The sequence below is a fragment of the Lysobacter gummosus genome (assembly GCF_001442805.1).
In the GTDB taxonomy this organism is placed as follows: domain Bacteria; phylum Pseudomonadota; class Gammaproteobacteria; order Xanthomonadales; family Xanthomonadaceae; genus Lysobacter; species Lysobacter gummosus.
Window position 1 is genome coordinate 5,247,936 of record NZ_CP011131.1, and the last position, 17,246, is coordinate 5,265,181.

Annotated in this window: 17 protein-coding genes; 6 read left to right on the top strand and 11 right to left on the bottom strand. The window is 66.3% G+C overall.

All coding sequences use genetic code 11. The annotated features are described in order from the left end of the window. Positions 1–2: 2 nt before the first annotated feature. From LG3211_RS21375 to LG3211_RS26005, 6 genes are all read right to left on the bottom strand, one after another. The gene (locus LG3211_RS21375) at positions 3–1,334 is read right to left on the bottom strand and encodes an ABC transporter permease (protein ID WP_057944590.1); all 1,332 of its coding nucleotides are present in this window, start codon (positions 1,332–1,334) and stop codon (positions 3–5) included. Further along, the gene (locus LG3211_RS21380) at positions 1,331–2,542 is read right to left on the bottom strand and encodes an ABC transporter permease (RefSeq protein ID WP_057944591.1); all 1,212 of its coding nucleotides are present in this window, start codon (positions 2,540–2,542) and stop codon (positions 1,331–1,333) included. The genes LG3211_RS21375 and LG3211_RS21380 overlap by 4 nt, the downstream gene beginning before the upstream one ends. 4 nt (positions 2,543–2,546) lie before the next feature. Further along, positions 2,547–3,236, bottom strand: a complete 690-nt coding sequence (locus LG3211_RS21385) for an ABC transporter ATP-binding protein (protein WP_057944592.1) — start codon at positions 3,234–3,236, stop codon at positions 2,547–2,549. Further along, positions 3,223–4,467 carry an efflux RND transporter periplasmic adaptor subunit gene (locus tag LG3211_RS21390; protein WP_057944593.1) on the bottom strand — a complete coding sequence of 415 codons (1,245 nt, stop codon included), beginning with the start codon at positions 4,465–4,467 and terminating at the stop codon, positions 3,223–3,225. Before LG3211_RS21390 ends, LG3211_RS21385 begins: the two co-directional genes overlap by 14 nt. Then, on the bottom strand, positions 4,445–6,568 hold the full coding sequence (locus tag LG3211_RS21395; protein WP_083512727.1) for a peptidase domain-containing ABC transporter: 2,124 nt from the start codon (positions 6,566–6,568) through the stop codon (positions 4,445–4,447). Before LG3211_RS21395 ends, LG3211_RS21390 begins: the two co-directional genes overlap by 23 nt. A 240-nt stretch (positions 6,569–6,808) precedes the next feature. After that, positions 6,809–7,000: a hypothetical protein gene (locus LG3211_RS26005; RefSeq protein ID WP_148649061.1), complete on the bottom strand. Its 192-nt coding sequence runs from the start codon at positions 6,998–7,000 to the stop codon at positions 6,809–6,811. A 489-nt stretch (positions 7,001–7,489) separates the two neighbouring features. Here LG3211_RS26005 and LG3211_RS21400 point away from each other — a divergent pair, with 489 nt between their 5' ends. Further along, positions 7,490–7,906, top strand: coding sequence for a nuclear transport factor 2 family protein (locus LG3211_RS21400; RefSeq protein ID WP_057944595.1), 417 nt, complete (start codon positions 7,490–7,492; stop codon positions 7,904–7,906). 1 nt (position 7,907) lies between these two features. Here LG3211_RS21400 and LG3211_RS21405 read toward each other — a convergent pair whose 3' ends face one another. Then, a complete protein-coding gene (locus tag LG3211_RS21405; RefSeq protein ID WP_083512729.1) occupies positions 7,908–8,843 on the bottom strand; it encodes an MBL fold metallo-hydrolase in 936 nt (311 codons plus the stop codon). A gap of 138 nt (positions 8,844–8,981) precedes the next feature. On the opposite strand from LG3211_RS21405, the gene LG3211_RS21410 reads away from it, so the two are divergent. Beyond that, positions 8,982–9,374 carry a nuclear transport factor 2 family protein gene (locus LG3211_RS21410; RefSeq protein ID WP_057944597.1) on the top strand — a complete coding sequence of 131 codons (393 nt, stop codon included), beginning with the start codon at positions 8,982–8,984 and terminating at the stop codon, positions 9,372–9,374. 194 nt (positions 9,375–9,568) lie between these two features. Then, the gene (locus LG3211_RS21415) at positions 9,569–10,372 is read left to right on the top strand and encodes a thioesterase family protein (protein ID WP_057944598.1); all 804 of its coding nucleotides are present in this window, start codon (positions 9,569–9,571) and stop codon (positions 10,370–10,372) included. Positions 10,373–10,418: 46 nt separating this feature from the next. On the opposite strand, the gene LG3211_RS21420 is transcribed toward LG3211_RS21415, so the two are convergent. The 4 genes from LG3211_RS21420 to LG3211_RS21435 form a co-directional block, all read right to left on the bottom strand. Further along, positions 10,419–10,868 carry a cupin domain-containing protein gene (locus LG3211_RS21420; RefSeq protein ID WP_057944599.1) on the bottom strand — a complete coding sequence of 150 codons (450 nt, stop codon included), beginning with the start codon at positions 10,866–10,868 and terminating at the stop codon, positions 10,419–10,421. An 86-nt stretch (positions 10,869–10,954) separates the two neighbouring features. Then, the gene (locus tag LG3211_RS21425) at positions 10,955–11,689 is read right to left on the bottom strand and encodes a hypothetical protein (protein WP_057944600.1); all 735 of its coding nucleotides are present in this window, start codon (positions 11,687–11,689) and stop codon (positions 10,955–10,957) included. Positions 11,690–11,756: 67 nt separating this feature from the next. Beyond that, complete coding sequence (locus tag LG3211_RS21430; protein ID WP_057944601.1) at positions 11,757–12,056, bottom strand: hypothetical protein; 300 nt, start codon at positions 12,054–12,056, stop codon at positions 11,757–11,759. Between the two features lie 53 nt (positions 12,057–12,109). After that, positions 12,110–12,499 (bottom strand): hypothetical protein, encoded by a 390-nt coding sequence (locus LG3211_RS21435; RefSeq protein WP_057944602.1) that lies wholly within the window; start codon positions 12,497–12,499, stop codon positions 12,110–12,112. A gap of 359 nt (positions 12,500–12,858) precedes the next feature. Here LG3211_RS21435 and LG3211_RS21440 point away from each other — a divergent pair, with 359 nt between their 5' ends. The 3 genes from LG3211_RS21440 to LG3211_RS21450 all read left to right on the top strand — a co-directional run bounded on the left by LG3211_RS21440 (position 12,859) and on the right by LG3211_RS21450 (position 17,224). Then, a complete protein-coding gene (locus tag LG3211_RS21440) occupies positions 12,859–14,985 on the top strand; it encodes a M13 family metallopeptidase (protein ID WP_057944603.1) in 2,127 nt (708 codons plus the stop codon). A 105-nt stretch (positions 14,986–15,090) separates the two neighbouring features. Beyond that, positions 15,091–15,480, top strand: coding sequence for a nuclear transport factor 2 family protein (locus LG3211_RS21445; RefSeq protein ID WP_237049787.1), 390 nt, complete (start codon positions 15,091–15,093; stop codon positions 15,478–15,480). 160 nt (positions 15,481–15,640) lie between these two features. Then, a complete protein-coding gene (locus LG3211_RS21450; protein WP_057944604.1) occupies positions 15,641–17,224 on the top strand; it encodes a Na+/H+ antiporter in 1,584 nt (527 codons plus the stop codon). Positions 17,225–17,246: the final 22 nt, after the last annotated feature.

The following is a 17,246-nucleotide window of genomic DNA, read 5'->3' on the forward strand; positions in this document are numbered from 1 at the left end:
CCTCAGTGATGATGCAAACCGGCCACGGGGTCCAACCGCGCCGCGCGCGCCGCCGGCCACACGCCGGTCAGCAGGCCGACCAGCAGCGCGGTGACGATCCCGATCAGGCAACCCGAGCCGGACACGGTCGGTTCGCCGAAGTAACTCGACGTGGCGGTGATCGCCCACGCCGCCGCCGCGCCCAGCACGACGCCGAGCACGCCGCCGAAACCGGTGAGGATCACCGCCTCGGCCAGGAATTCGAGAAAGATGCCGCCGCGCGAGGCGCCGATGGCGCGCTTGATGGCGATCTCGCGGCGGCGCGCATTGACGCCGGACAGCATCACGTTGCCGATGCCCAGCGCCGCCACCGCGAACACCACCGCCATCAGCAGGAACAACCCGGCGCGCACGCTGGCCAGAGTGGTGTCGAGATAGCTGCGCAGGCGTTGCGCGGTGACCACGATGAAGTCGTCCTCGCCGCGCGCGGTATGACGGTGCTTGCGCAACTCGGCGGTGAGGCGGCGGCCGATCGCGTCGATGTCGTCCTGCCCGGCGAAGCCGGCGTGCAGCTCCAGATCGCTGCGGCTGCCGTCGCTGTCCATCGCCCGCACCAGGCCGATCGGCGCGATCACCAACCGTTCGAAGTCGAATCCCAACGCGCTGCCGGCGCCCTTGACCACGCCGCTGACGCGGCAGCTTCGTCCCGGCAGGACCAGATCGCGGCCGATCACCGCCGCCGCGCCGCCGAGTTCCGCCGCCAGACTGCGTCCGGCCAGGCACTGCCGGCCGCCGCCGCCGCGCCAGTCCTCGCGCGAGGGCCAGGCACCGGCGACCAGTTCGATTTCGCCCAGCGCGAAGTAGTCCAGGGTGGTGCCGTACACCGCCGCGGTGCTTTTGCGCGAGCCCAGCGCGATCGCGTTGTTGAACGCGCCGTAGCGCAGAAACGGCGCCACCGGCCGCTGCGGAAAGGCGCGCGAGACCGTGCGCAGGTCCTGCTCGGACAAGCGGTTGGCGGTGCCCAGCAGCAAGGATTCGTACGACGGATCGGCGCGCACGATCACCACTTGCCGGCCCATCGATTCGAACGAGCGCACCAGGGTGCGCGACAAGCCTTCCGACAGCGACGCGACCGAGACGATGCCGGCCACGCCCAGGGCCACGCTCAGCATCGCCACCGCCGTGCGCACCGGGAAACTGCGCAACTGCCGCAGCGCGGCGTGGAAGGCTTCGCCGAGCACGAACCACGCGCCCGGCGCGGCCGCGGGCAGGACCGATGCGGCATCGGCGCGCGCGCGCGCCTGCGCGGCGGCGATCGCGGTGTCGTCGTGGCCGGGGCGCGCGCCTGCGGTCATTGGCTGCGCAACACGTTTTTCGGATCCTTGCGCGCGGCCTGCCAGGCCGGCGCCAGCGAGAACGCCAGCACCAGCGCGGTGGTCGCCATCGCCACCAGCGCGCAGGCCTGCCAGCCCAGCACCGGCGCCGAGTCCAGGCGCAGTACGTTCTTGAGCGCGCCGGCGGCGATGCGGCCGAGCAGCAGGCCCAGCGGGATCGAGATCAGACACAGCAGCAGCGCCTCGCACACGAACATCCATGCGATGTCGGCACGGGTCGCGCCGATCGCGCGGCGCAGGCCGATTTCGCCCGAACGCTCGTCGGCGCTGAGGAACATCATGTTCATCACGCCCAACGCGGCGACCAGCGAGGCCAGCAGCGAGATCCACGCCAGCGTGCGGCCCTGGCTCTGGGTCGCGCCGCGCGCGCTGTCCAGCAGCGCCTGCTTGGCCTCGATGCGCAAATCGTCCGCATCGAAGCGGCCGCCGTACTTGCGCAGCAACAGCGCGGACAACTTCGCGCGCAGGCGCTCCATGTCGGCGCCGGCGGCGGCCTTAACCACCAGCCGGCCGCCGTCGTCGCCGGGCTTGACCAGCGCACCGGCGCCGGCCAGCGGCAGGAACACCGCATCGTCGTTGGACACGAACTTGCCCGGCTCGTCGGTCGCCGCCAGCACGCCGCCGACCACGTACCACTGCCCGCCCACGCGCAGGAATTTGCCCACCGGCGAGCCGCCGGGAAACAGGGCGGCGGCGATGCGCGCACCGAGCAGGCATCGCTTGCCCGATCCGGCGCCGCGGCCGAGCCCGCGGCCCTGCCCGACCTTTATGCGATCGATATCGAAGTAGTCCTCGCTCACCGCCAGCACCTGCGCCACCTGCCGCGTGCCCGGCCCTTCCAGCAAGGTCGCCGCGCCGGACAGCTCCTGCACCAGCGCCGCGCGCGCGACCCATTGCGGCATCCGCTGCAGGTCGGACAGATCGCTCGGCGACGGCACGAAGCCGCCGCTGGCGGTGGACTGGCCGCGGATCACCAGGGTGTCGTTGCCCAAGGTCTCGAAGCGCCGGCCGAGCACCTGCGCCATGCCCTCGGCGATGCTGGCCACGGTCGAATACGCCATCACCGCCAGCACGATCGCGCTGGCGCACAGCACGGTCGGACGCGGACTGCGCGCCAGCGAGCGCGCGGCGTCGGCCAAACCCGCCAGCCAGCGGCGCAAGCCGTCCATGCGCTCAGGCAGTCGCGAGCGCGGCGGCGTCGAGCACGCGGCCGTCGGAGACCCGGATCGTGCGCTGGCAGCGCTCGGCCACGTGCGGCGCATGGGTCACCACGATCAAGGTGCGGCCGTTGGCATGGATGCGCGCGAATACGTCCAGGACTTCGTCGGAGGTCTTCGAATCCAGATTGCCGGTGGGTTCGTCGGCCAGGATGATGTCCGGCTCGCCGACGATGGCGCGGGCGATCGCCACGCGCTGGCGCTCGCCGCCGGACAATTCGTCGGGTCGGTGCGCGGCGCGGCGCTCCATGCCCACCTCGGCCAGGGCGGCGGATGCGCGCGCGCGCGCAGCCGCGCGCGCCAGCCCGCGATAGCGCAAGGGCAGCATCACGTTCTCCAGCGCCGAGCAATTGCCCAGCAGATGGAAGCTCTGGAACACGAAGCCGATCGTGCGATTGCGAAAGCCGGACAGCGCCGCATCGTCCTGGCGCTGCACCGGCCGGCCGTGGATGCGGATTTCGCCGGCATCGGGCGTGTCGAGAAAACCGATGATGTTGAGCAGGGTCGATTTGCCCGAGCCCGAGGCGCCCATCACCGCGACGTATTCGTGCTGCGCCACCTGCAGATCGACGCCGCGCAGCACCGTCACCTCGGTCGCGCCGAGGCGATAGCTCTTGCGGATGCCGCTGAGCTCAACCGCGTTCATACGAAATCACGCGCACACGGGTGCCCGGCCGCAGCGAGGGTTGGCCCGATGCGGGCACCACGATCAAGTCCTCGGCGCTGAGGCCGCGGCGGATTTCCTGGCGGCTGTCGTTGGCGTCGCCCAACTGCACCTCGCGCAGGCTGGCGATGCCGTCGCGCACGACCAACACGGTGCCGGTGTTGCCCTTGCCCGCCGCCGCCGTCGTCGTCGCCTCGCCTTCCTCGCGCAGGGCCGCGATCGGCACGGTCAACACCGGCGCGCTCTTGCGGCTGGGAAACTCGACCCGGCAGGTCATGCCGGTGCGCAGGCTGGCGCGGCCGATATTGCGGATGTCGATCAGCACCTCGTAACTGGCCGCGCCGGTGGCGGCGGCGCCGTTGCCGCTGCCGGCGGCCGCGCGCGTGGGCGCCATCGACACCGACCGCACCGTGCCCTGCAACGGCGTTTCGTCGAACGCCGGCACCACCACGTTGGCGATCGCACCGGGGCGGATCTTCCACACGTCGTATTCGCCGAGCTTGGCGGTGGCCACCAGCACGCTGGTGTCGGCGATGCGGGCCACGGTCGAGCCGCTGAAGCTCAGCGCGCTGGGCACCGCGGTTTCGCCCGCCGACACGTCGATCGACAGCACCGTGCCGTCGATCGGCGAGCGCAGCAGCGACTTGTGCAGGCTGTCGCGCACCTCGTCCACCAATGCGCGCTGGTTCTGGATGCGGGTACCGCCCTGGCGGTATTCGGCGTCGGCCTGACGATAGGCCGCGCGCGCTTCGTCCAGGTCGGCCTCGCTGACCAACTGCTGCTTGCGCAGCTCGGTGAACCTGCGCAGCTTGGCCGCGGCCAGCTCGCGCGATGCGCGATTGACTTCGAGCGAGGCGACCTCGCCGTCGCGCCCGGCTTCGCGCTGGGCCAACTGCGCCTCGTACTGCTGCGAGCGCAGCTTCATCAGCGGTTGGCCGCGCTTGACCTCGTCGCCCTGGCGCACGTAGATCTCTTCCACCGCGCCCAGCACCTCGGCGGTCATCGCCAGTTCGTTGCGGTACGACAGCGTGCCGTCGGCGAAGATCACCGTCGGCAAGGCGTCGAGTTTCGGATTGACCACCGCCACCGGCGCGACCGAGGCGACCGTGTTGCGCGTCACCAGCAAGCCCAGCGCCAACACGCACAGCGCCAGCGCGCCGGCGGCGATCGCCAGACGCCGCGGGCGGCGCTCAGGCGTAGACGGGGAGTTCATGGCGGGGTTCTCCTTGCGCGATCCGGCCCAGTTCGTGCACGCGATCGCCCGATTGGATCCATTGGGTGCGGTGGGTCACGATGATCTTCATCCCCGGCCACTGGCGCAGATGACGCAGGATCGCGCCTTCGGTGGCGGCGTCGATGTCGCTGGTGAATTCGTCCAGCAGCATGACCGGGGCATGGCTGTACAGCAGGCGCGCCAGGGCGATGCGCTGGCATTGCCCGGCCGACAGGCTCTGGCCGACCGCGACCACCTGGGTCTGATAACCCAGCGGCCAGGCCACGACTTCATCGTGAATGCAGGCCGCGCGCGCGCAGCGCTCGATGCGCTCGACATCGGCCTGCGGATCGAACATGGCGATGTTCTGCGCGACGCTGCCGGCGAACAGCGCCGGATGCTGATTGAGATAAGCCACCGCGGCCGCGCCCGCCGCGCCTTCGCGCTCGCCCTTGATGCGGATCTGCACGCTGCCGGCGTCGGGCAGCAACAGGCCGCCGATGAGTTTCAGCAAGGTGCTTTTGCCGCAACCCGAGGGCCCGACGATCACGTTCAGGCCGCGGTCGTCGAAACGCGCATTCAAATGCTCCAGCACCGGCGTGCCGGTGCCGAGGTAGGAGAAGCCCAGATCGCGCACCGTCACCTGGCTGGGTTCGTCCCACACCGGCGCCTGGGTGTCGGCCGGCGGCGCCGCGTCGTCCAGGCTCATCAGGCCCTGGATCGACTCGATGCGGTCGGCGTTGATCCGCACCACCACCAGCTGCATGAAGAACATCTGGATCGCGCGCACCGACGGGCCGGTCCAGCCGAGCAGGAAGTAGCAATAGAACGCGGTCTGGTCCGACAGGTCGATCGACGGAAATGCGACGAACAGCAGCAACAGCGCCGCGATCGGCACCACCTTGTCCTGATAGGCGTACAAGGCCTCGAAGATGGCGTTGAGCTTGCCGCGCGCCTCCAGCCACTTCTGATGTTCGCCGAAGCGTTCCATCAGGCGATCGGCGAAAACTTTCTCTTTTCGGTTGACCTTGACGTCCACCGCCATGGTCAGGGTCTCGGCCAGGGTGCTGTAGTAACCCGAATAGGCCAGCACTTCGCCGCCGGTCAGGCGCAGCAGGCGTTTCCAGCACGCCACCAGAACCACGGTCGACAGCAAGGTCAGGGCGAGGAACAGCAACGCGACCTGCGCGCTCTGGAACGCCAGCACCGCCAAGGTCGCCACCAGCACGCCCGAATCCAGGATCAGGCCGGTGATGCGCGCGGACAGGAAGTCGCGCACGCCGGAGACCGAATTGACGCGAGCGATCAGGTCGCCGGCGGGCAGCAGCGAAAAGATCCGCAGCGGCAGCCGCAGCAGGCGATCGACGAAGCGGGTGATCAGGGATCGGTCCAGGCGCAGCTGGATCAGCAGCGACACCCGCGCCCGCATCCAGTGCGCGGCGACGAACGCCAGCGACAGCACCAGCAGCCCCACGCCCAACCCGGTCGCGCTGCCCTGGCCGCCGTAGGCCAGGAACGTCACCGCGCGGCTGAGCAGCCACGGGAAGGAAATCGTGGTGGCCACGGTCAGCGCGATCACGCTGAGCAGGAACAGCCACAGCGACCAGTTCTCGCCGAGAAATTCATTGAACAACTGGCCCAGCGGCGAAGTCTTCGCGCCCGCGGGCATGGACGGATCGCGCTCGGCGCCGATGAATACGCCGCTCCACTGCGACTGGAACTCGGCATGGGCGACGCGGCTTTCGCCGCTGGCCGGGTCCAGCACGGTGACTTCGCGCTCGTCGATGCCGCTGACCACGACGAAATGCTCGCGACGCAGATGCACGATGACCGGCAACGCCACGTGCTTCAGAGCTTCCACGCCGCCGTCGCTGGCCCGCAGCGCGCGCGGACGCACGCCGCACATGCGCAGGACGTCGAGCATTTCCTTGGCCGACATGCCGCGCTGGCTGACCGGGTAGCGCGCCGCCAGCGCGAGCATGGGCATGCGCAATCCGAGTCCGGACAACAGCATCGAGATACAGGCGTGGCCGCAGTCGGCGGCCGAGGTCTGACTGACGAACTTGGTCCGGGCCGCGCCGCGCCGCGTTGAAGGATTCACGTGCTATTCGTCCAGGCTGGAGCCCGCGAGGGGCGCGCAAGCGACCCCGTCCGATCTGCGCCGCGATGGCCGGACGAACCGGCACGACGACCGCCGCGCGGGCCGCGCGAATACGCGTCGCGCTTTCGCGACGGGCATCCGGCGCCGCGCGACGCGTCGAGCATCGCGGCGTAAATCAGAGCTGAGGTCGCGGTCTCGAAGGAGCCGCCCGCTTGCGGCCAGGCGGCTCCGGGAAGCCGATCAGCAGTGACCGACACACACCGAGTGGCCGTTGGAACAGCCGCACTCGCCGGTGAAGGAACAAAGCCAACCGCAACCGCAGACTACCGGCTTACCGCCGAACAACGCTTCGAGATTTTCGTCCGAGAGTTCCTCGGCGAACGGGACCGCTGTCGTGCTTGGATCCTGGACGAGATCGTGTTGCTGCAACATGGGGAAGTCCTCAGTTTTGGCCACGAGCCGATGCGCTGCGTGGGTCGATGCCCCCCTGACTTTCGACGTTGCACTTGTTATCACGATGCCGCGCGCCGTTCCGAGGCCGTCGTCAAAGATCGTTTCGCTATGAGCTTATAACGTTTTTTCGACAGCGCTACGTCGCAGAAAAAATCTGCGAAATTTTTACATGAGGGCATCATCGTCTCACTTGCGTGCGCATGCGGCGGACATCGCTGCCGTTGTCTTGCATGCGGATCACTGCGCGCGACATGCAGCCGTTGATGCGCAGATCGCGGCGCGGCCATGGCGTTGCCGGCGCGATCGCGTCCGCGATGCGGCAGTCCAAGTGGCATCGGGGCGATCCGTTAAATGGCCGTTGTCTCATCCAGGCGCGGCCGGCATCGTGGCCGCACGTCGAAGCCGCGTTCAGCGATGGGGCTCGCCCCCTGGCGTATTCAATTTTTTTCTCTCTCAGCGGAGCCCGCCGTGAAACTCGCCGTCATTCTCGCCCTGATTACCGCGCCGGCCTTCGCGACTGAATTGCCGCCGGACCTCGCCAAAGCGATCGACGACTACGACCGGGCTCAGGTTCGCAACGACACCGAGACGCTCGCGCGGCTGGTCGATGACGACTACATATTGGTCAATTCCGACGCGTCGGTGGAAAACAAGCAGCAGTTCCTGGCCGATTTCCATCTGCCCGGATTCAAGATCGATCCGTATGCGCTGCAGGAGCGGATACAAAAGGTCTGGGGCGACGGCGCGGTGATCGGCGGCCTGCTCCACCTGGGCTGGACGCAGGACGGCCGCCACCAGACGCGCACCCTGCGGGTGTCTTACGTCTGGGCGAAACGCGACGGCCGCTGGCGCGCCACCTACGGGCAGGTGACGCGCGTGCCTTGAGTTACACGCCCATCGCGATTTCCAGCAGAATCCGCCAGGCGTTCATGGGCAGCCATTCCTCGTAGCCGTCCCACTTCTCGTACTTCGGAAGTTTCACCGTGTTCGGGATTTTCATGAAGGGCGTGCCCTTGTTGAGCTCGGCGAGAATCGCCGCGCGCAGGTCGCGTAGATAATCCAGTTGCTCCGCGACGCTCGCCCGCGGCCCGACCGCCGCGTTGTGCGCATACATCACCTGGTCGAAATCGAGCTTGCCCATTTCGGCGAGGGTTCGCTCCCACTCGCGCGGCGAGAAATCGGGCATGTAGGCGAAGCCCACGCGCTTGGGCACGACCAGATCGACGGTGTAGATCGCATGTTCGTGCGGAAACTGGAATACGGTCATGCCTTCGCCGTGATTCGCGCCGAAGTAAAGCAGATTGATCGCGCCGTGCCCGAGCTTGAGTTCGTATCTGGATCCGGACCAGGTTTTATCCGGCATGACGACATCGGGGCTGGGATGGCTTTTCAGCCAGTTCGCGGCCGCCTCGTGGCTCAGCACCGTCGCCCCTTGCGCCTTGAACACTTCGCCGCCGCTGATGTGATCGTAGTGATTGTGCGAATACACCAGATACCGGATCGGCTTATCGGTCAATTGGCGTATGGCCTGCAACGAGGCCTCGGCGAATTCCTTGTCGAAGCTGTCCATGACGATCACGCCGTCGTCGGTGATCATGAAGGCGTTGAAAGCCATTCCGGCGCCGAAGCTGTAGAGCCCCGGTGCGACCTGGGTGGTCTGGTAAGCGGGATGCGCCTGCGCGGCGGGGCTGATCGCGCCTAAGCTTAAAACCATCGCGGCGAGCGTCAGCAGCCGGACCAACGGATTATTGCAGCGCATCGTTCGCAGCCTCGGATCACCAGGGCTCAGTATGGTCAGACCCTGTGTTCGGACCAGAGCCATTCACGCGATAAATCGAATGCCACCGCGCTATTGGTCGCATGAGGCGTGAATTGTTACGCGACCTCCGCGCCCCTCTCACCGGGAGATAACGCCGCAGCGCTTATCCATGGGCGCTCCCATCCTGAAAGGCGCGATGCCATGAACAGGTCGAATCAGAAAGGCGAGATCGAGCGGCTGGAGAAATCGTTCTGGCAGTCGATGCTGGACGGCGCGCCCGAAGTGGCCACCAGAATGCTGACCGAGCCCGCGGTGATGGTCAGCGCGCACGGCACGAACAAGTTCGACCATGCCGCTTACCTGAAGATGGCGAACGACGACAAGTTCAAGTTGACCGACTACGAAATATCCGGGATGGACGTTATTTTCCCGACCGACGATGTCGCCGTCGCCAGCTACCATGTAAACCAGAAGATGCAGATGAACGGCAAACCCATGGAGATGGAGGTGTACGACACATCCACCTGGGTCAAGGTGGACGATCGCTGGCTGTGCGTGATGCATACCGAGAGCCCTGTCGCCTCGAAGCATTGACCGCGCCGCCGCGCCCTTGATCAAAGCCGGGGCGCGGCGTTCGGGCCAACGAACATTTTCGGCGAGCGCGCCCGGCCGGCGCGCCAACCGTTGCCAACAATCGATCCGATGAGCGAGCATCCCCTCATGTCCGGGACGCCTCGCGAAACACTTGTCGAGCTTCGCCGGGCGAAGCCGACAAGAGAGGATCGAAAATGCAGCAACCTTCAGGCCATCGCTCGCCGGCCGCGTATTTCGAGCGGGTCGATGCGAAGCGCTTTCGCGCCACCGAGCATGTCGGCGGCGGCTGGAATCCCGCCGAACAGCACGTCGCTCCCTCCTTCGGCCTGCTCGCGCACGCGGTCGAGGCCGATCGCGACGCGCGCCGCAGCGACGGCTTGCGCCTCGCGCGCCTGTCCTACGACATTCTCGGCATCATTCCGATCGACGTCGTCGATATCGAGGTCGCCGTGCTCAGGCCCGGCCGCACCATCGAGTTGGTGGAAGCGCGCCTGAGCCACGCCGGCCGCGTCGCCCTGATCCTGCGCGCCTGGCTCATGCAGGAATACGACACCGCCGCCTTCGCCGGCACCTCGCTACCGCGCATCGCCCCACCGGAGCAGATGGAGCCGTGGGAGCCGGGCTCGGTATGGCCTGGCGGATTCGTCCGCAGCGTGGACGTGCGCCGCGCGCAGATCGAACCCGGGCGGGCGTCATATTGGCTGCGCACCGCGGTGGCCATGATCGACGGCGAGCAGGTCAGCGCGACCGCGCGGGCCTTGGGCATGCTCGACATCTCCAACGGCATCACGCCGCGGGCGACGCCGGAAGCTGTCGCATTTCCGAATCTCGATCTGACCGCGCATCTGTTCGCGCCGCCCAGCGGCGAATGGCTCGGGCTCGACACCACGGTCAGCTTCGGCGCGGGCGGTTTCGGCCTCACCCACAGCATCATTCACGACAGCGGCGGCCCTGTCGGCGCGGTGTCGCAATGCCTCACCGTCAGACCGCGTCTGTGATCGACGGGCCCGCCCCGCGGCAGGCCTGTCGCGACTATCCGCCGACTTACTTCGGTGCGCCTTCCGGCGCCGTGGTCAGGATGTCGTCGTCCTTCGTCCACGCGGGCGTGGTGATGGCGTAGTACTCCAGCGCTTCGCCCTTGCTCGCGCGGATGGAACGCACGACGCTCGGCGGAATCAGGACGAACGAGCCCGGACGCACCGCGTGCGCCTTGTTGCCCAGCCATACCTCGCCGCGGCCCTTGAGCACGAAGAACGACTCTTCGCCGACCTTGTTATGGCTCCATGCGCTGGCGCGGCCCGGCTCCAGCCGGAACAACGCGACGCTGCCCTGATCGGTTTTAGCGCCCGGCGCGGCGCTGCGACCGGTGAGCTCCTGCAAGGAAACGCCCGGCGACACGGTGACGACAGGAAGATCGTCCGGATGCATGGCAGTCTGGGAATAAGCGCTGCTCGCGAAGGCAAGCAGGGCCAGGAGCGAGTACGAAGATTTCATGCGAGCGCGCGGCATTGGGGAAGAACCCAGCATACACGGCGCGGATTTTTTTAAGGTATCGGTTGACTCAAGGTGCGCCGCGGACTTCAGGCTTGCGCCGGCGCGGGCCGCGGTTTGGCGATGTCGTCGCGCACTGTATCTTCGAACGTGCCGAAGCAGCACCGCCTTCCGTATTGGCCGAACGAAAACAGGCCTATCGCCTGCGTATCGCGCTCCAGATGATCCGGCAACGGATGCGGAAGGCGACGACCGAGCGCGTGACTCTTCACCAGATAGTCGAGCTGCCGCAATACATACTGCGGATCACCAGCCTGTTCGCGCGACGCCCACAATCGCTCGATGATCAGATGGTCCGAGGTGATAACGAAGCCCGCGACATACGTCAAGGCGCCGGTCCAACTGCGAACGAAATACAGGCGGTCGCCATAAAGGTACAGATCCCACTTGTCCTCCATCTGCTGCGCCTTGAACAAAGCGCCGTCCGCGATCGCGCCCTTGAGGGGATACACCAGCCGACTTTCGATTTCGACCGCATCTTGCGGCAGCGTACCGACATACTCCTGTCCCAGGCTGGCACGCAAGGCAGTAAAAGAAGTCGCGATGCGCTCATCCGAGGTCGTCGAAATCATCGTGCTGACGAAGGTCAGGCAATCGTAGCCTCCCACCGTGAAGGGATTTCGTGGATCGTCCTTGCCCAACCAGCGAATGGGGAGCGGCGCAGCGGCAGCCGGCGGCTCGGCCGTGCCGGCCGGGCTCGCCTGCGCAGTGACGGGGGGCGCCGCTGGTTTGCTACGAAACAGGTCGAAGATGGACTTGAACATCGGTGGCTGTAATTCCGGGTAAATGAGGCTTTTTTAATCGCGGCTTCAGCCTTAATGACTGGCGTGTTCAATCGCTGCGCCGATACAGCTCTTCGAAAACCTGCTCCGGCATCCATGTCTCGTATTGCTCCGGCGTGCCAAGCTTTCGTACCACGACATAACCTGGAAAAATTCGCCCGCAGCTCGGCGGATCTTTCATGGACTGCTTGGAAGCCAGCTTCCCGAACCGCATCTTGTAATCAACATTGGACACGCCGGCAGCCCTGACCTTGCTGCCGTACCTCCGCGCCGTATCTCGATCGATGGCATCAAACAGATCCATCCTGCCTTGTTCGATGTAAGGCCGATTCCAGTCGTACTCATCCATTCGCACAAGCTCCCCCGTTGACTGCGAGCGATTGTGAATCCATACCAGACAGCCTATCTCCAGTTGTCAAGATAGAAATAGTAGGAGTGCTCCTCGCCGCCCGGCTCGAACTCATAACGGTCGCAGCGCCCTTCCCTCGAGCCGTAGTTACATAGCGCCTGCTCGCGCATCATCACCGTTTTCGTGTCGGGAATGTTCTGTGACAACCAATGTTTCTGCAGGCTCGTGCGAAACTTCCTGTCGCTACTTTTCATCTTGCGTCCGACCACGGTTATGACCACGGGCGACTCGGAGGTAGCGTAAGCCGCTGAAAATTTAAACTCCGGCCCGGAGCCTTCATGCGGATGCACCATCATGTCCGCAAATTTCTCCCGCTTCTGCGCCGCGGACACTCCGGAACTTCCCGCCGTAATCAGCAATGCGCAAACCAGTGCATATTTCATAAGCGGCCGCCTGTGGATTCGAGTCGATCGCCCCAAGAATACACGTCTCGATTTTCCTCGCGCCGCCCACTTAATCCCGCCACGCCGTCGTCACCCCCCAACCGCATTCAGCAACGCCGGAACAGGCCGCCGGGCCGACGGCTTTTCCGATACGGGCGGCAGCGCGGTTTACCGATATTCGTGCACTTCCACGCCGCCGACCGGCTGACGCACAATGGGGCGCAATTCGAAGGCCGCACACTGTCATCCATCGCGGATGACAGTTCGCCGATCACCTGTCGCAACCCATTGCTCGGACGCGGTGGCCAAGGCCTGGGTGAACGATCGGCCGCCCCTACGCTCCGCTTCGGAATACCACGATGCCCTATCGACTGAATGCTCTGTCTCTCGGCCTGACCCTGGTGCTGGCCGGCAGCCTCGCCGCGTGCAAACCCGCCACGAACGAAACCGCGTCCGCGCCCGCGCAAACGACCGCCCCCGCCGCGACGCCGGTCTCCGGCATCGATCTGACCGGCCTGGACAAGACGGTGAAGCCGGGCGACGACTTCGATGCCTTCGCCAACGGCGGCTGGCGCAAGAACTTCGAGATCCCCGCCGACCGTTCCAACTACGGCGCGTTCACCCAGTTGCTTGAGACCGCGGAGAAACGCAACGCCGAGCTGATCGCGGAACTGGCCGCCGGCAAGCCCGCGGCCGGCACCGACGCGCGCCGCATCGCCGATTTCCACACCGCCTACATGGACGAAGCCGGCACCGAGAAGCGCGGCCTGCAGGCGCTGCAACCGCAACTGGACGCGATCGGCGCGATCGCCTCGCGCAGCGATCTTTCGCGCGCGTTCGGCGCCGGCGTGCGCGCCGACACCGATCCGCTCAACTCGACCAACTTCCACACCGATAACCTGTTCGGCGTGTTCGTCGCCAAGGGGCTGCAAGAGCCGGCTTATGTCGCCACGCTGATGCAGGGCGGCCTGGGCATGCCCGACCGCGAGTACTACCTGTCGTCCGACAAGGAAATGGTGGAGACGCGCAAGAAGTACGAAACCTATGTGATCGCGCTGCTGAAGCAGGCCGGCATCGCCGATGCCGAGAGCAAGGCGAAAGCGATCATCGCCCTGGAAACCAAGATCGCCAAGGCGCACGCACCGCTGGTCGATTCGCAGAACGTGCACAAGGCCAACAACCCCTGGGACACCGCCGCCTTCGCGCAGCGCGCTCCGGGCATCGAATGGGCCGCGTTCTTCGACGCGGCCGGACTGGCGGCGCAGAAGAAGATCGTCGCATGGCAACCCGGTGCGATCACCGGCATCGCCCGTCTGGTCGGCAGCGAGCCGTTGCCGGTGTGGAAGGATTACCTGGCTTTCCACGCCCTGGACCACGCCGCCTGGAACCAGGCTCTGCGCGGCCCCGGCGAATTGCCCAAGGCCTACACCGACCTTGCCTTCGGTTTCCACGGCACCACGCTCGCGGGCACGCCGCAGGCGCGCGAACGCGGCAAGCGCGCGCTCGACGCGACCAGTTCCGCGCTCGGCGACGCGCTGGGCAAGCTCTATGCGGCGAAGTACTTTCCGGCGGCCTCGAAGGCCAAGGTCGAGGAGATGGTCGGCAACATCCTCGCCGCGTTCGACGAACGCGTGGATTCGCTGACCTGGATGACGCCGCAGACCAAGGCCAAGGCGCGCGAGAAGGCCAAGTCGATGCGCGTGAGCGTCGGCTATCCCGAACGCTGGCGCGATTATTCCTCGCTCGATATCCGTCCCGACGACGCGCTGGGCAACCGTCTGCGCGCGGAACTGCACGAGTACCGCTACCAGCTGAGCAAGCTCGGCCAGCCGGTCGATAACGGCGAATGGTGGATGACGCCGCAAACGGTCAACGCCGTGCAATTGCCGCTGCAGAACGCGATGAACTTCCCTGCGGCGATCCTGGACAAGCCGTTCTTCGATCCCAACGCCGATGCCGCCGCGAACTACGGATCGATCGGCGCGGTGATCGGTCACGAAATCAGCCACGGCTTCGACGACACCGGCGCGGAGTTCGACGGCCAAGGCCGCCTGGCCAACTGGTGGACGCCGGCGGACACGCAGCATTTTCAGGAAGCGACGAAGAAACTCGCCGACCAGTACAGCGCCTACGAGCCGTTGCCGGGCCTGCGCGTCAACGGCAAGCAGACCTCGGGCGAGAACATCGCCGACGTATCGGGCTTGACCATCGCCTACATGGCCTATCGCAAATCGCTGGGCGGCAAGCAGGCGCCGGTGATCGATGGCCTGAGCGGCGACCAGCGCTTCTTCCTCGCCTACGCCGAGACCTGGCGCAGCAAGATCCGCGACGCCGCCTTGCGCCAGCGCATCCTCACCGATGGCCACGCGCCGGCCGCGCAGCGCGCGCAGACCGTGCGCAATATCGACGCGTGGTACGACGCCTGGGGCGCGAAGCCGGGCGAGAAGCTGTATCTGGCGCCGGCCGATCGCATCAAGATCTGGTAACGGACATCGCCGCAGGAAACTGTCGTCCCGGCCAGCGTCGGCCGGGACGACATCGCAATCTCGCGTAGTCTGTGCAAGCGTCTAATCCACCTGCGGAGACACACCGTGAGCAATTCGGCACTCGCGACCTGGCATCGGATGGTCGAGACCCGCGATCCCTCGGGCCTGCACGCGCTGCTCGCCGATGACGCCACCTTCCATTCGCCGGTCGTCCACACCCCGCAACAGGGTCGCAAGCTGACGGCGTGGTACCTCAATGCGGCGTTCCAGGTGTTCTTCAACGACACCTTCCGCTACGTGCGCGAGATCGTCGGCGACAACGACGCGATGCTCGAATTCGAAACCCAGATCGACGGAATAATCGTCAACGGCGTCGACATCATCACCTGGAACGCGGCCGGGCAGATCACCGAGTTCAAAGTCATGCTGCGGCCGCTGAAGGCGATCAACCTGATCCATCAGCGCATGAGCGCGTCGCTGCAAGCCGGCCAATGAATGCTCGGGCCGCCACAGCGGCGGCCCAGGCGGATTCGGCGGGGCGCCGGACGGGCATCGGGCGACCCGGAACAGGCGGCCTCGCCGACGATTGCGTTTGGCCTGAACGTGCTTTGAAATAAGGCACAGCCGAGCACGCGCCTGGCCGAATCGGAGCCGTATGGACGCCACCCATTTATTCGAGCTGGTGATCGTGATGTTCATGGCGATCATCGCGCTGCATTACGCGGCGCATAAGCTCGGGCTGCCGCCATCGGTCGGACTGCTCGCCGGCGGCGCGGCGCTGGCCTTCCTACCGGGCCTGCCCAGCATCGCGGTCGATCCCGAACTGGTGCTGGTCATCTTCCTGCCGCCCTTGCTGCTCGACGGCGCCTGGTCCATCGCCTTGGCGCGCTTGCGCCGCCATCTGATCGGCATCGGTTCGCTGGCTGTCGGCGCGGTGCTGTTCACCTGCGTCGTCGTCGCCGTGGTGACGCATCTTCTGTTTCCGACGCTGCCCTGGGCCGCCTGCGCCGTGCTCGGCGCGATCGTCTCGCCGCCCGACGCCGTTTCCGCCCGCGCGGTGCTGCAACGGGTGAAGCTGCCGCGGCGCCTGCAAATCCTGCTCGAAGGCGAAAGCCTGCTCAACGATGCCAGCGGCTTGGTCCTGTTCCGCTTCGCCATCGCCGCGGGAATCACCGGCGCCTTCAGCGCGGCCGATGCGGCGGGGAATTTTCTGCTGCTGGCGCTTGGCGGCATGCTGGTCGGTGCGGCGATCGGTACGGCCTGGGTTCTGCTCGTGCGCCGTCTCGGCGACGAGTATCTGATCATCGCCGCCACCGTGCTGTTGTCGTGGTCGTCTTATCTGCTCGGCGAAATGCTGCATGTCTCCGGCGTCATCGCCACCGTGGTCACCGGCTTGATCGCGAGCTGGCATCAGAGCACGGTGCTGACCGCCTCGATGCGCATGCGCGGCTCGTCGTTCTGGGAAGTCCTGGTGTTCCTGATGGAGGCCTCGGTCTTCATCCTGATCGGCCTGTCGCTGCGCGGTGTCGTCGAACGCGGCGGCGGCTTCGGCGTGGTGGCCTCGACGATGGGATGGAACATCCTCGCGATCCTGGCCGCGCTGATCGTCGCCCGCTTCGTCTGGGTGTTCGGATCGGACTGGATCATCAAGCTGTGCAATGCGCTGGGCTTCAATCGCTACAAGCCCATCGGCGCGCGCGGCTCGACCGTCCTGAGCTGGGCCGGCGTTCGCGGCGTGGTCACCCTCGCCCTGGCGCTGAGCGTGCCGGAAGGCTTCCCCGGCCGCGATTTCATCCTGGTGACCTCCTTCGCGGTGATCTTCGCGACCGTGCTGGTGCAGGGCACGACGCTGGGACGGGTGATCCGCTGGGCGGAGCTAACCGAGCCGGACACGGAAAAACCGCGCCTGACCATGAGCCAGGCCGAAGCCGCCATGGCCCAGGTGCAGTTCGCCGTCGTGCAGAGCCTGGCCTACGACAGCGAAGGCAACCTCATCCATCCCAAACTGCTGGAAAAATATCAGCGCAAGTCGGTGGCGATCGTCGACTACGCCGAGCGCACCGAACACTACACGCCGCTGATCCACGCCCACTTCGACGTCGTTCTGGAAGCCGTCGCCTGCGGACGCCGCGAGCTCATCCGCCTGCACCGGGCCGGCGATATCGACGACGAGACGCTGCACGAGCTGGAACGCGACCTCGACCTCGAAGAGCTGAGCGCGATTTCCGCCAAGGCATGAGGGAGTGGACGACAGCGCCCCG